Below are 15,051 nucleotides of genomic sequence, written 5' to 3'. Positions count from 1 at the left end.
TTATTTCGTTTTCCGAGGCGTTATCCAGAAAACGTGCAACGCGCTGCAACTCTCCTGATACTTCGGATAACGCCTCGTAAAAACATTATTCACCGCTCGCCACGCCCAAGGCGAATCGCCACACTTCCCGCATGAAAAAAGAGAACGGCTTTACGCTTATCGAAACGCTGGTGGCAGTCTCGCTGGTTGTCATACTCAGCGCCTCAGGTCTGTACGGCTGGGACAGCTGGCAGCGGCAGCAGCGGCTGTGGCAAACCGCCGGCCAGGTGCGCGACTATCTGGTGTTTCTGCGAAATGATGCCAACAGGTACAACCGCGATCATCACATAACCCAGCTGCGGGTTGGGGGACTGGAGTGTCTGGTGAGCGCTGCCGTACAAGGCTGTGAGAAGGGCAGCCCCTTTGTTCTGATTCCACTCTGGCCAGAGGTCGCGGTGAGCGAGGTCACACCGTCATTAGGGTTCTATGGATTAAGGGATACGGCATGGGCAGGGCGGATACGCGTGCAAAGCCGTGCCGGAGAATGGCTTATCCTGGTCTCAGACGGAGGGCGCATCAGAATGTGTAAGGTCTCACAAGGGGGTTCATGTCGATGAGACAACGCGGTTTCTCGCTGACAGAAGTTCTGATTGCCACGGCCATCAGTAGCCTGTTGTTGATTGGCGCATCGCGCTTTCTACCCGGATTGCAGCAGGCGGTATTACTGCAATCCGGCCAGAGAGAGCTGGAAGAAGAGGTCTGGCAGCGCCTGTTTGCTCTCGGCAAACAGCTTCAGCGTGCGGGTTACTGTGCGGGGAACTGCCAGGGACAAGGGCTGGCGATCGCAAGGCAGGGCAGCTGCGTCATTGTTCGGTGGGATGCCAACAGTAATGGTCGCTGGGACCGCAGTGCATCAGAAAACGACAGCACCGGTTTTCGTCTGGAATCGGGCGCGCTGGAAACGCTTCGTGGGGCAACCTCGTGTGAAGGTCAGGGATGGGAAAAGCTCACGGATCCGGACAGGCTCGCCATCGCGCATTTTGTGGTGAGGAAAGTAACACACACCGGGTTTGCGCCGGAGCTGAATATCGAACTGTCCGCCCTGCGCAACGGCGATCAAGGAGAGCCTTATCAGGCTTTGTATACGGTCACGGGGTACAACCTGTGAACCGTCAACGCGGTATGTCTTCGCTGGCGCTGGTTCTACTTTTACTGGTGCTTGGTACGCTGATCCTCACCGGCCTTAACCAGCAACTGACAACATTCAGCGCGCTCGTTGGCGGTGAGAGCCGTTCGCTGCAGCAGCAGGCTTCTGTACAGTCAGCGCTTGAGTGGGGACGCGTTCAGAGCTGGTCACCCGATCCTGAAGTCCAGTGCAAAAAGGCACTCGCCTGGCAAGTGTGTTTGCGGCGGCTGAGTGAGACCACTGTTTTACTGATTGCCGGAGTCAACGACCTGTTACTCTGGCGTTCAGGAGAGATTATTGACGGTAATATTCGCTTTTCGCCTCACGGCTGGAGTGATTTTTGCCCGCTAAAGGAGCGTTCGCTATGCCAGCTGCCGTAAGCAAAGAAAAAGGATTTAGCATGGTTGAGGTTCTGCTGGCGATGATGCTGCTGGTCATCATCGTCACGGCACTGGCCGGTTATCATCGGGCGCTGGCGGCGCGGTTTACGCAGTTTAACCAGTATCGTCAGCTCTGGCACCACGCCTGGAATCAGGCTCAGCTCTCAACAAATGTTCTGCCCGCAGGCTGGCAGGCCAGTCGGGTGCAGACAACGCACGCAGGATGTGTCAGCATCACGGTTACACTTATTTCTCCTCTGGGGCGACGCGGTGAAATCACGCGTCTGCATTGCCCGGTTAGCCAGTAGTCGGGAGCGTCTATGTTAAGGGTCTACCACTCAAATCGTCTGGATGTGCTGGAAGCACTGATGGAATTTATCGTTGAGCGCGAGCGGCTCGACGATCCTTTTGAGCCTGAAATGGTGCTGGTGCAGAGCACCGGTATGGCACAGTGGCTGCAAATGTCGCTTTCTCGTAAGTTTGGCATTGCCGCGAATATTGATTTCCCGCTGCCCGCGAGCTTTATCTGGGAGATGTTTGTTCGCGTGTTACCGGACATCCCCGAGCAGAGCGCCTTCAACAAGCAGGGCATGAGCTGGAAGCTGATGGCGCTGCTGCCGGAGATGCTCCAGCACGATGAATTCGCCATGCTGCGCCACTACCTTAATGACGATACCGATAAGCGCAAGCTGTTCCAGCTGGCGTCGCGCACCGCCGATCTCTACGACCAATACCTTGTTTACCGTTCTGACTGGTTAATTCGCTGGGAAGCGGGCGAACTGGTTGAAGGGTTACCGGAGGCGCAAATATGGCAGGCACCGCTTTGGAAAGCGCTGGTCGAGCATACGGAGAAACTTGGGCAGCCTAAGTGGCACCGTGCCAACCTCTACGATCGGTTTATCTCAATACTCGAGAATGCGTCGGCGCGTCCAGCCCGACTGCCGTCACGCGTTTTTATCTGTGGGATATCCGCATTACCGCCTGTTTATCTGAAAGCGTTGAATGCGCTGGGTAAACATATCGATATTCATATTTTGTTCACCAACCCTTGCCGACAGTATTGGGGGGATATCCTCGACGAACGTTGGCTTGCGCGGCTGGTGACTCGCCAGCGAAAGCGCCTTTTTGAAGAACGATCCGTCCCGCTGTTTAAAGACGGCTCGACTGCCGGGCAGCTTTTTGATGAAGACGGCATCCAGAACCTGCCCAATCCACTGCTTGCCTCATGGGGGAAGCTGGGGCGTGATTACATTCACATGCTCTCCGATATTACGTCATCAGGCGAAGGTGACGTTGACGCCTTTGTCGAGATCGCCCCGGATAGTCTGCTGCATAATATTCAGTTAGATATTCTGGATCTGGAGAACCGCGCCGTCATGGGCGTGACGGCGAAAGAGTTTGAGCGCAGCGACAGCAAGCGGAAGCTGGACGCCGAGGATCGCAGTATCACGATCCATGTTTGTCATAGCCCGCAGCGTGAGGTCGAAGTGCTTCACGATCGGCTGCTGGCGATGCTGCAGGACGACCCTGAACTGACGCCACGCGATATCGTGGTGATGGTGGCGGACATCGACAGCTACAGTCCCTTTATTCAGGCCGTCTTCGGCAGTGCGACGGGTGAGCGATACCTGCCTTACGCCATCTCTGACCGTCGTGCCCGTCAGTCGCACCCGGCATTGCAGGCATTTATCACCCTGCTTTCACTGCCGGATAGCCGGTTTATCTCCGAAGATGTTCTGGCGTTACTGGATGTTCCCGTGCTGGCAGCCCGCTTCAACATCAATGAAGAAGGGCTGCGCTACCTTCGCCAGTGGGTAAACGAATCAGGCGTTCGCTGGGGCATCGATGACGATAACGTTCAGGAGTTCGAGCTTCCCCCAACCGGCCAGCATACCTGGCGGTTTGGCCTGACGCGTATGCTGCTGGGCTACGCCATGGAGAGCAGCCAGGGCGAGTGGAACGAAGTGCTGCCTTACGATGAGTCCAGCGGTTTGATTGCTGACCTGGTAGGGCATTTAGCTTCTCTACTGATGCAGCTTAACCGCTGGCGCCGTGAGCTAATGCAGCCGCGTCCGCTTGAAGAGTGGCTCCCGGTGTGCAGGGCGTTACTTAATGATTTCTTCCTGCCAGACAACGACACCGAAGCGGCGATGGCGCTCATTGAAACGCAGTGGCAGGCTATCGTTGACGAGGGCGTGAATTCCCACTATCGCGAAGCGATTCCTTTGTCGCTGCTGAGAGATGAGTTGACGCAGCGCCTTGACCAGGAGCGAATCAGCCAGCGTTTCCTGGCAGGCCCCATCAATATCTGTACCCTGATGCCAATGCGCTCAATTCCCTTTAAGGTGGTCTGCCTGCTCGGCATGAACGACGGTATTTATCCTCGGGCCCTGGCACCGCTGGGGTTCGATTTGATGAACGCAGATCCAAAGCGGGGTGACCGTAGCCGTCGTGATGATGACCGCTATCTCTTCCTTGAAGCGCTTATCTCCGCTCAAAGTAAGCTCTATATCAGCTATATCGGTCGTTCCATTCAGGACAACAGCGAGCGCTTCCCCTCCGTTCTGGTGCAGGAACTGGTGGACTATATCGGCCAGAGCCACTATCTGGCTGGGGATGAGGCGCTTAACTGCGATGAAAGCGAGCAGCGGGTGAAGGCGCACATTACCTGTATCCACAGCCGCATGCCGTTTGACCCGGTAAACTATATTGTCAGCGAACAGCAGAGCTATGCCCGCGAATGGCTGCCAGCAGCGAAAAAAGAGGGGAGAGCCCATACGGATTTTATTCAGCCGCTTGATCCGCTGCCCATTAACACTCTGACTTTCGAACAGCTTCAGCGGTTTTGGGCGCATCCGGTGCGCGCCTTCTTCCAGCAGCGATTACGGGTCAACTTCCGCTCTGAAGAGAGCGAAATTCCTGATGCAGAACCCTTTACTCTGGAAGGGCTGGAGCGCTATCAGCTAAACCTCCAGCTGCTTAATGCGCTGGTTGAAGAGGAAGATGCAGACAAACTTTACCGCCGCTACCGTGCCGCAGGACAACTACCTTACGGTGCGTTTGGGGAAATCGTCTGGGAGGCGCAGTGCCAGGAGATGACCGCTCTGGCGGAGCGCGTCAGGGAGCACCGCCAGCCCGGACAAAGCATCGAAATCGATCTCAGCTGCAAGGGCATACAGCTCACGGGCTGGCTAACCCAGGTTCAGCCGGATGGGCTACTGCGCTGGCGGCCTTCTCTGCTCAGCGTTTCACAAGGATTGCAACTCTGGCTGGAACATCTTGTCTACAGTGCGGGTGGGAATAAAGGTGAAAGCCGGATCTTCGTGCGCAAAGAGGGCGAATGGCGCTTCCCACCCATGGAGGCAGAACAGGCGTTACGCTATCTGTCCTTGTATATTGAGGGCTATCTTCAGGGAATGAACAAACCTCTCCTGTTACTGCCCGAAAGTGGCGGTGCGTGGATAAAAGCCTGTTATGACGCGCAGAATGATGCGATGTTAACGGATGAGGCTTCGCTGCAGAAAGCGCGCAGTAAATTTATGCAGGCCTATGAAGGAAACATGATGGTACGCGGTGAAGGTGAGGATGTCTGGTATCAACGTCTATGGCGAACGCTTGAGCCAGAATACTTCGAGGCTATTACGGAAGAGGCACAGCGCTACCTGTTACCGTTGTTTAAGTTTAATCAGTCCTGAGCGCTGTATAAAAATTGCGCAGTATGGGGTGTTCATTTATGATGCACTTCTTATCACGGACTGATGTACCTAAATAAAGAGATGTTGGCGTGTCCAGCACGCAGTTTGTTAATGATGTAGCCGTGATAAAGAGGTCGTAATGCCAGGCAGCACCTTGTTCAAAGCGTTTGTTTTGTTTGTCGCCCTTTGGGCTCCCGTCACTCAGGCAGACTCCGGTTGGCAACCCGTTCAGGAAACTATCCGTAAGAGCGAAAAAGATACCCGTCAGTATCAGGCTATCCGCCTCGATAACGGTATGACCGTGCTGCTGGTTTCCGATCCGCAGGCGGTGAAATCCCTCTCGGCGTTAGTGGTGTCGGTTGGATCGCTCGAAGATCCTGAGGCGCATCCGGGGCTGGCGCATTATCTCGAACACATGACGCTGATGGGCTCTAAAAAATATCCGCAGCCGGATAGCCTTTCTGAATTCCTAAAAATGCACGGCGGCAGCCACAACGCCAGCACGGCACCGTACCGCACGGCCTTTTATCTCGAAGTCGAAAATGACGCGCTGGCAGGGGCGGTTGATCGTCTTGCCGATGCTATCGCCGCGCCGCTGCTGGATAAAAAATACGCCGACCGCGAGCGCAATGCCGTCAATGCGGAGCTGACTATGGCCCGTACCCGGGACGGTATGCGTATGGCGCAGGTCAGCGCCGAGACCATCAACCCGGCGCATCCGGGCTCACGTTTCTCGGGCGGTAACCTGGAGACGCTGAGCGATAAACCGGGAAGCCCGGTCATTGACGCCCTGCATGCGTTTCGTGACAAATACTACTCCGCCAACCTGATGAAGGCGGTTATTTACAGCAACAAATCGTTGCCGGAGCTTGCCGGACTGGCGGCACAAACGTTTGGCCGGGTGCCGAATAAAAATATTGACCTGCCGAAGATAGACGTACCGGTTGTCACGGACGCGCAAAAAGGGATCGTCATCCACTACGTCCCTGCCATGCCCCGCAAAGTGCTGCGCGTTGAGTTCCGCATTGATAACAACACAGCCCAGTTTCGCAGTAAAACCGACGAGCTGGTGACCTACCTGATTGGTAACCGCAGCCCGGGAACCTTATCTGACTGGCTGCAAAAACAGGGGCTGGTGGAAGGGATCCGCGCCGATTCCGATCCCGTGGTAAACGGCAACAGCGGCGTGCTGGCGATCTCCGCCACCCTGACCGACAAAGGTCAGGCCAACCGTGATGAAGTGGTGGCGGCTATCTTTAGCTACCTCTCTTTAATGCGCGAGAAAGGCGTCGATAAGCGCTATTTTGATGAACTCGCGCACGTGCTGGATCTCGATTTCCGTTACCCGTCCATTACCCGCGATATGGATTACGTGGAGTGGCTGGCGGATACCATGATCCGCGTGCCGGTGGCGCACACGCTCGACGCGGTCAATATTGCCGATCGTTATGATGCCGAGGCGGTTAAAGCGCGCCTGGCGATGATGACGCCGCAAAATGCCCGCATCTGGTACATCAGCCCGAACGAACCGCATAACAAGACGGCATACTTTGTTGATGCCCCTTATCAGGTAGACAAAATCAGCGACCAGACCTTCGCCGACTGGCAGAAGAAGGCCGGTGAGATTGCGTTGAAGCTGCCGGAGCTGAACCCCTATATCCCGGATGATTTCTCGCTGATCAAAACGACTAAGGATTATCCGCACCCGGAGCTCATTATTGATGAACCGACGCTGCGCGTGGTGTATACCCCAAGCCGTTATTTTGCGAGCGAGCCAAAGGCCGATGTCAGCGTGGTCCTGCGTAACCCGAAAGCGATGAACAGCGCCAAAAATCAGGTGATGTTCGCGCTCAATGACTATCTGGCCGGTATCGCGCTCGATCAGCTCAGCAACCAGGCGGCCGTGGGCGGGATCAGCTTCTCCACCAACGCCAACAACGGTTTGATGCTTAATGCAAATGGCTATACTCAGCGTCTGCCTCAGCTTTTCAAGGCACTGCTCGAGGGTTACTTTAGCTACACGCCAACGGAAGAGCAGCTTGAGCAGGCTAAATCCTGGTATGCGCAGATGATGGATTCTGCAGAAAAGGGCAAAGCTTACGATCAGGCGCTTATGCCGGCACAAATGCTGTCGCAAATACCTTATTTCCAGCGTGAAGAACGCCGTGCCTTACTGCCATCAATCTCATTAAAAGAGGTGCTGGCTTACCGTGACTCGCTAAAAACCAACACGCGCCCGGAGTTTCTTATCGTCGGCAACATGAGCGAAGATCAGGCCAAAACGCTGGCAGAAAATGTTCGCACGCAGCTCGGTTCGAAAGGGGACGAGTGGTGCCGTAACCAGGACGTGCTGGTTGAGAAAAAACAGAATGTGATCTTTGAAAAAGCGGGGAGCAGCACCGATTCCGCGCTGGCCGCGGTGTTTGTGCCAACGGGCTATGATGAATTCGCAAGCTCTGCGCAGAGCGCCGTTCTGGGTCAGATTATTCAGCCGTGGTTCTATAACCAGCTGCGCACAGAAGAGCAGCTTGGCTATGCGGTATTTGCTTTCTCAATGAACGTGGGGCGTCAATGGGGGCTGGGCTTCCTGCTGCAAAGCAGCGACAAACAGCCAGCCTATCTCTGGCACCGCTATCAGGCGTTCTTCCCGCAGGTGGAAGCAAAACTGCGGGCCATGAAGCCGGAAGAGTTTGCTCAGATCCAGCAGGCCGTCATCGCGCAGGTGATGCAGCCGCCGCAGACGCTGGGCGAAGAGGCGTCACAGCTGAGCAAAGATTTCGATCGCGGTAATCTGAAATTTGATTCGCGTGATAAAGTAGTGGCCGAGATAAAACAGCTGACGCCGCAGAAGGCTGCCGATTTCTTCCATCAGGCCGTGATTAAGCCGCAGGGCATCACTATCCTGTCTCAGGTTTCCGGTAGCCAGAACGGGAAAACGGACTACGTGAACCCTAAAGGCTGGAAAGTCTGGAAGAGCGTCAGCGCGTTGCAGCAATCTATGCCCTGGAGTAAGAAAGAATGACCGATACCGCTGAGTCCCTTGATCCCTTACGTTTACCTCTGCAGGGTGAACGATTGATTGAAGCCTCAGCGGGAACGGGAAAAACCTTCACTATCGCCGCGCTCTATCTGCGCCTGCTGTTAGGCCTTGGCGGTAATGCCGCTTTTCCTCGTCCTTTGAGCGTTGAAGAGCTGCTGGTCGTTACCTTTACCGAGGCCGCCACCGCTGAGCTGCGCGGCCGTATTCGGAGCAATATCCACGAACTGCGCATCGCCTGTCTACGCCAGAGCACGGATAACCCTCTCTACGCGAGCCTTCTGGAAGAGATTGCCGATAAGCAACAGGCAGCCCAGTGGCTGCTCCTCGCAGAAAGGCAGATGGACGAAGCGTCCGTCTTCACCATTCACGGTTTTTGCCAGCGCATGCTGAGCCTGAATGCGTTTGAATCCGGCATGCTGTTTGAGCAACAGCTTATTGAAGATGAATCCGTGCTTCGCTATCAGGCCTGCGCGGATTTCTGGCGTCGCCACTGCTATCCGTTACAGCGGGATATTGCGGAAGCGGTACATGCGTTGTGGAAGGGGCCCGAAGCACTGCTGCGCGCCATCGATCGTTATCTTCAGGGGGAAGCGCCGGTCATCAAATCTCCGCCCCCGGCGGATGAAACCCTGGCCTCACGCCATGAAAAAATCATCGCTAAAATTGCCGACATCAAACAAAAATGGATTGAGTCAGTCGGTGAGATTGACGCGATCATCGAGAATTCCGGGATCGATCGACGTAAGTTCAATCGCGGCAACCAGGGCAAATGGATCGAGAAGATCAGCGCGTGGGCGCAGGAAGAGACGCGCGGTTACCAGCTCCCGGATGCGCTGGAGAAATTCTCCCGGCGTTTCCTGGTTGAGCGGACCAAAGCCGACGGTATCGTACCTGAACATCCCCTGTTTCTGGCGATTGAAACCCTGCTGGCGGAGCCCCTGACGCTCAACGATCTGATGATCGTCCGCGCCATGACGGAGATCCGCGACGCCGTCGCGCGTGAAAAGCGTCGCCGGGGCGAACTGGGGTTCGACGATATGCTGAGCCGACTTGATGCGGCGCTGTGCAGTGAAAATGGCGAAGCGCTTGCCGCCGCGATTCGCACCCGCTTCCCGGTGGCAATGATTGACGAATTTCAGGATACCGACCCTCAGCAGTACCGCATTTTCCGCCGTATCTGGCGCCAGCAGCCCGGCACCGCGCTGTTGTTAATCGGCGATCCTAAGCAGGCCATTTACGCCTTCCGCGGTGCGGATATTTTCACCTACATGAAAGCCCGCAGCGAGGTTGACGCGCACTACACGCTCGACACCAACTGGCGCTCTTCTCCCGGCATGGTGGAAAGCGTCAATGCGCTCTTCAGCCGCATGGATACGGCGTTTATGTTCCGGGAGATCCCTTTCCAGCCGGTCAAGTTCGCCCCTAAAAATACCGCGTTGCGCTTCGAGGTTAATGGCGAAACGCAGCCAGCCATGAACTTCTGGCTACTTGATGGGGAAGGCTGGGGCGTCGCGGACTATCAAAATGCTATGGCCCAGCACTGTGCGGCGCAAATTAGGGACTGGCTCAGCGCAGGCGCGCGCGGCGATGCGCTGCTGTGGAAGGAGGATAAACCAGCCCCGGTAAAGGCATCTGATATCACGGTGCTGGTGCGCAGCCGTCAGGAGGCCGCGCTTATCCGCGACGCCCTGACGCTATTGAATATACCGTCCGTCTACCTCTCCAACCGCGACAGCGTTTTTGAAACGCTGGAAGCCCTCGAGATGCTATGGCTGCTGCAGGCTGTGCTGGCCCCGGAGCGTGAAAGCACGCTCCGCAGCGCCTTAGCGAGCGCGATGCTCGGGCTGAACGCGCGTGACATTGATGCGCTTAATACTGACGAATCCGCGTGGGATGCTGTGGTAGAAGAGTTTGTGCGCTACCGTGAAAAATGGCAGAAGCGCGGCGTGATGGCGATGGTGCGCGAGCTCATGGCACATCGTCACATTGCGGAAAACATGCTGGCGACAGCGGGCGGCGAACGCCGTCTGACCGATATTTTGCACATCAGCGAGCTGCTCCAGGAAGCGGGTACGCAACTGGAGAGCGAGCATGCTCTGGTGCGCTGGCTGGCCCAGCAGATTGCCGACCCTAACAGCAATTCTTCCAGCCAGCAGATGCGCCTCGAGAGCGATAAACATCTGGTGCAGATCGTCACCATTCACAAGTCGAAAGGCCTGGAGTATCCGCTGGTCTGGCTGCCGTTTATCGCCAATTATCGCGTGCAGGACCAGGCTTTTTACCACGATCGCGAGTCGTTCGAAGCGGTACTCGACCTCAGCAACGCGGAGTCCAGCGTCGAGCTGGCCGAAGCGGAGCGTCTCGCGGAAGACCTGCGCCTGCTATACGTGGCGCTGACCCGTTCGGTCTGGCACTGTTCCCTGGGTATCGCGCCGCTGTTCCGTCGCCGTGGCGAAAAGAGCGGCGAGAGTGATTTTCATCTGAGCGCGCTGGGGCGGCTTATTCAGCGCGGCGAGCCTAAAGATGCCGCAGGGCTGCGCCAGTGCATCGAATCACTTTGCTCAGAGCATGTTGCCCTGCATATTCCCTCCCAGCCCGACAGCAGCCGCTGGCAGACGCCGGAGCAGGGAGAGTCAGCGCTGCATGCCCGCGAGGTGGCTCGCACAATCGCTGACGACTGGCGCGTCACCAGTTACTCCGGTTTACAGCAGCACGGACAGAGTATTGCGCAGGATCTGATGCCAAAACTGGACGTGGATGCCGCTGGGGCCGGGAGCGTGCCCGTCGAGCCGGCGCTCACGCCGCATCAGTTTCCGCGCGGCGCCTCGCCGGGCACGTTTTTGCACAGCCTGTTTGAAGAACTGGATTTTACCCAGCCGGTATCAGAAGAGTGGGTGCTGAAGATGTTACAGAGCGGCGGCTACGACGCACAGTGGCAGCCGGTTCTCACTGAATGGATCCGCGCTGTTCTGCACGCGCCGCTCACGGCGCAGGGGATCTCGCTGAGCCAGCTGACCGCCAAAGATAAGCAGGTGGAGATGGAGTTTTACCTCCCCATCGCCAGCCCGCTCAGGGCCGAGGCGCTTGATGCGCTGATCCGCGAGTACGATCCGTTATCCGCCGGGTGTCCGCCGCTGAATTTTCGCCAGGTGCAGGGGATGCTGAAAGGCTTTATCGACCTGGTTTTCCGCCATGAAGGGCGCTACTACCTGTTGGATTACAAATCGAACTGGCTGGGGGCAAACAGCGAAGCTTATACCCAGCAGGCGATGGCCTCAGCGATGCAAATGCATCGCTACGATCTGCAGTATCAGCTTTACACCCTGGCGCTGCACCGTTACCTGCGCCATCGCATGGCCGATTATCGCTATGAAGATCATTTTGGCGGCGTCATTTACCTGTTTCTGCGCGGCGTGGATGCTAACGACCCGCGTTCGGGTATCTTCAGCACCCGCCCGGCTGCGGAGTTGATTGAAAAGATGGATAACCTGTTTGCTGCAAGCACGGAGGAAGTAGCATGACGATGCAGGCGCTACTGCTGGACGCAATTGAACAACGTGCACTTCGCCACCTGGACGTACAATTTGCCATGATGGTGGCGAGCGAAGAGCCTGCCGTCATGCTTGCCGCGGCGATCCTGAGTAAAGATGCGGGAGAAGGGCATGTCTGTCTGCCGCTTTCACGTCTGGTGGTGGATGAGAAAATGCCGCCGGCTTTACAGGCGTGTTTCGCGCTTCTGGGTGAGGCAGTGGACTGGCAAGAAATATTACTCCGCTCGCCCGCCGTCAGCAGCGCCGATACCGGTACGCCAATGATTTTGACGGGTGAACGTTTGTATCTGAACCGGCTGTGGCGTAACGAACTGACGGTGGCGCGCTTCTTCAGCGAGACCAATACTCCGCTTCCGTGCGATGAAGCACTGCTCCGGCAAACGCTGGATACGCTGTTTACCTCTGACGACGAGACAGACTGGCAGAAAGTGGCGGCAGCAGTGGCGTTAACGCGGCGGATTTCGGTGATTTCGGGCGGGCCGGGCACCGGTAAAACGACCACCGTGGCTAAGCTGCTTGCCGCGCTGATTCAGTTATCGGGTGAGCAAAAGTGTCGTATCCGCCTGGCGGCACCCACCGGTAAAGCGGCTGCACGTCTGACGGAGTCGTTAGGCGGCGCGCTGCAAAAACTGCCGCTCACCGGGGAGCGGCTTGCGCTTTTCCCTAACGAAGCCAGCACGCTGCACCGCTTGCTCGGCGCGCAGCCGGGTAGCCAGCGTCTGCGCTACCATGCCGGTAACCCGCTGCATCTGGACGTGCTGGTGGTGGATGAAGCATCGATGATTGACCTGACGATGATGTCGCGTTTGATTGATGCGTTGCCGCCGCACGCGCGCGTCATTTTCCTCGGCGACCGCGATCAGCTTGCCTCCGTTGAGGCCGGGGCCGTGCTGGGCGATATCTGCACCTATGCCAGCCTGGGGTATACCGCTGAACGCGCTGAGGAGCTGGCGCGCCTGACCGGATGTTCGCTCGCGGCTGAGAACCATTTACTTGCGGGGGCGCTGCGCGACAGCCTGTGTTTACTGCAAAAAAGCTACCGTTTTGGCAGCGACTCCGGCATTGGTCAGCTTGCGGCGGCGGTGAACCGGGGCGACCGGCACGCTACCTGTGCGGTATTTGACGGTACCTTTACCGATATTGAGAAAAAATCGCTGCAAACCGGGGAAGAGTATCAGGCGATGCTGGATGACGCCCTGCTGGGGTACCAACATTTTCTGACGGGCGTACAGCAGCAAAGCACGCCGGAGCAGGTCATTGCCGCGTTTGGCGAATACCAGCTGCTCTGCGCGTTGAGGGAAGGGCCCTTTGGCGTCAGCGGCCTGAACGACAGGCTGGAACAGCTGCTGGCGCAAAAGCGTAAAATCAACCGTACTCCGCACTCGCGCTGGTATGAAGGCCGGCCGGTGATGATCTCCCGCAACGACAGCGCGTTGGGGTTGTTTAACGGGGATATCGGGATTGCGCTCGATCGCGGGCAGGGGCTCCGCGTCTGGTTCCAGATGCCGGACGGTAGCGTGAAGTCCTTCCAGCCGAGCCGTTTGCCCGAGCATGAAACTGCCTGGGCGATGACGGTGCATAAATCCCAGGGTTCTGAGTTTAACCATGCGGCACTTATCCTGCCCACACAGCTTTCCCCCGTCGTTACCCGCGAGCTGATCTATACCGCCATTACGCGCGCGCGTCAGCGCCTGTCGCTGTATACCGATGAACGGGTGCTGGTACAGGCGATTGCCACCCGCACGGAGCGCCGAAGCGGGCTGAGCGCGATATTTGACTCCCTCTGAACGACGCCGGCAAAGAAAGGATTACCCCAGGTCGGCCATCAGCACTTTCGAACGGCGCTGATAGTTGTACATCTCTTTCTTCGTTTCCGGCAAAGAATCAATATCCACCGGCGTGAACCCGCGTTCCTGGAACCAGTGAATGCTGCGCGTCGTCAGGACGAACAGCTTGCTCAGCCCCATCTGACGCGCCTGTGCCGCCACGCGCTCAAGCAGCATTTCGCCGCGTGAAGAGCTGCGGTAATCCGGGTGCACCGCCACGCAGGCCATTTCTCCGATTTTCTCTTCCGGGAACGGATAGAGGGCGGCGCAGGCAATGGTCAGGTTATCGCGCTGGATAATGGTGAATTTGTCGATCTCCATCTCCAGCTGCTCGCGGGAGCGACGAACCAGAATACCCTGCTGTTCCAGCGGACGGATCAGCTCCAGAATGCCGCCGATATCGTTGATGGTCGCGCGGCGAATCTGCTCCGCACTTTCCATCACAATCTGGGTGCCAATACCGTCGCGGGAGAACAGCTCCTGCAGCAGAGCTCCGTCTTCCTGATAGCTGATCAGGTGACTACGGCGCACGCCGCTGCGGCAGGCCTTCACGGCGCCACGCAGGAAGCGGACGGTGCCGGAGTGGTAATCCCCTTCGGCTTCCAGCGCTTCAACGCGGGCCTGCGCTTCATTCGGGAAGAGTTCCGGCACAATCACCCCTTCATCGTTTACGACGCCCTGGGAAGAGCAAAACCCAATCATTTTTTCCGCCTTCAGCTTGATCGCCAACTGGGTGGCAATCTCTTCGGACGTCAGGTTAAAGCTTTCACCGGTTACGGAAACCGCCACCGGCCCCATCAGGACAATGGCACCGCTGTCGAGCTGACGGTGAATGGCCTCTTCATCAATACGACGAATGCGGCCGCTGTGGCAGTAATCCACGCCATCGTCCACGCCGAGCGGCTGGGCAATGATAAAGTTGCCGCTCACGACGTTGATATGCGCGCCCTGTAGCGGCGTGTTGTTCAGGCTCATCGACAGCCGAGCGGTGATATCCAGCTGCAGCAGACCCGCCGCCTGCTTCACTAGCTCCAGGGTTTTGGCATCCGTGACGCGGGTATGTTTGTGGTAAATCGGCTCGTGGTGGTGAGCGGCCAGGTTGGCGTCGATCTGCGGGCGCGCGCCATAGACCACCACCAGGCGGATCCCGAGGCTGTGCAGCAGGCCAATGTCATTGACGATGCTGGAAAAATTTTCATGCTCAATGGCTTCGCCGCCCAGCATGATGACAAACGTTTTTCCCCGGTGGGCGTTGATATAGGGAACAGAATGGCGGAATCCCTGGACCAGTTCGGTTCTACGTTCCTTCACCATGGCACAACCCTTAATGAATGTTTATTCGTAATTTATGTATTTTTATTCGATTGTGGGCGCGTGTGCAAGTGCAAATTTTC

At 57.0% G+C, this 15,051-nt stretch carries 9 protein-coding genes; 8 read left to right on the top strand and 1 reads right to left on the bottom strand.

The features are described 5' to 3' along the window. Nucleotides 1-131: 131 nt before the first annotated feature. The 8 genes from IM314_RS06505 (at nt 132) to recD (ending at nt 13,618) form a co-directional block, all read left to right on the top strand. Complete coding sequence (locus IM314_RS06505) at nt 132-596, top strand: prepilin peptidase-dependent protein (RefSeq protein ID WP_193358437.1); 465 nt, start codon at nt 132-134, stop codon at nt 594-596. Further along, the gene (locus IM314_RS06500) at nt 587-1,147 is read left to right on the top strand and encodes a prepilin peptidase-dependent protein (RefSeq protein ID WP_192971665.1); all 561 of its coding nucleotides are present in this window, start codon (nt 587-589) and stop codon (nt 1,145-1,147) included. The genes IM314_RS06505 and IM314_RS06500 overlap by 10 nt, the downstream gene beginning before the upstream one ends. Next, on the top strand, nt 1,144-1,545 hold the full coding sequence (locus IM314_RS06495) for a DUF2509 family protein (protein WP_193358436.1): 402 nt from the start codon (nt 1,144-1,146) through the stop codon (nt 1,543-1,545). Before IM314_RS06500 ends, IM314_RS06495 begins: the two co-directional genes overlap by 4 nt. After that, complete coding sequence (locus IM314_RS06490) at nt 1,530-1,853, top strand: prepilin-type N-terminal cleavage/methylation domain-containing protein (protein ID WP_041908385.1); 324 nt, start codon at nt 1,530-1,532, stop codon at nt 1,851-1,853. Before IM314_RS06495 ends, IM314_RS06490 begins: the two co-directional genes overlap by 16 nt. A 12-nt stretch (nt 1,854-1,865) precedes the next feature. Then, nucleotides 1,866-5,240: an exodeoxyribonuclease V subunit gamma gene (gene recC, locus IM314_RS06485; protein WP_047364466.1), complete on the top strand. Its 3,375-nt coding sequence runs from the start codon at nt 1,866-1,868 to the stop codon at nt 5,238-5,240. A gap of 139 nt (nt 5,241-5,379) precedes the next feature. Further along, nucleotides 5,380-8,262, top strand: coding sequence for a pitrilysin (gene ptrA / locus IM314_RS06480; protein WP_193358435.1), 2,883 nt, complete (start codon nt 5,380-5,382; stop codon nt 8,260-8,262). Then, entirely contained in the window at nt 8,259-11,801 is a 3,543-nt protein-coding gene (gene recB, locus IM314_RS06475; protein ID WP_193358434.1) for an exodeoxyribonuclease V subunit beta, read from the top strand. The genes ptrA and recB overlap by 4 nt, the downstream gene beginning before the upstream one ends. Continuing rightward, nucleotides 11,798-13,618, top strand: a complete 1,821-nt coding sequence (gene recD / locus IM314_RS06470; protein ID WP_045629959.1) for an exodeoxyribonuclease V subunit alpha — start codon at nt 11,798-11,800, stop codon at nt 13,616-13,618. Before recB ends, recD begins: the two co-directional genes overlap by 4 nt. Nucleotides 13,619-13,639: 21 nt before the next feature. Here recD and argA read toward each other — a convergent pair whose 3' ends face one another. Further along, the gene (gene argA, locus IM314_RS06465) at nt 13,640-14,971 is read right to left on the bottom strand and encodes an amino-acid N-acetyltransferase (protein ID WP_014885072.1); all 1,332 of its coding nucleotides are present in this window, start codon (nt 14,969-14,971) and stop codon (nt 13,640-13,642) included. Between the last annotated feature and the right edge of the window lie 80 nt (nt 14,972-15,051).

It is taken from the genome of Enterobacter cloacae complex sp. P42RS, from assembly GCF_014930595.1.
GTDB lineage: Bacteria > Pseudomonadota > Gammaproteobacteria > Enterobacterales > Enterobacteriaceae > Enterobacter > Enterobacter bugandensis.
Note: the sequence above shows the minus strand (reverse complement) of the source record. Positions and strands in the feature narration are given on the sequence as shown.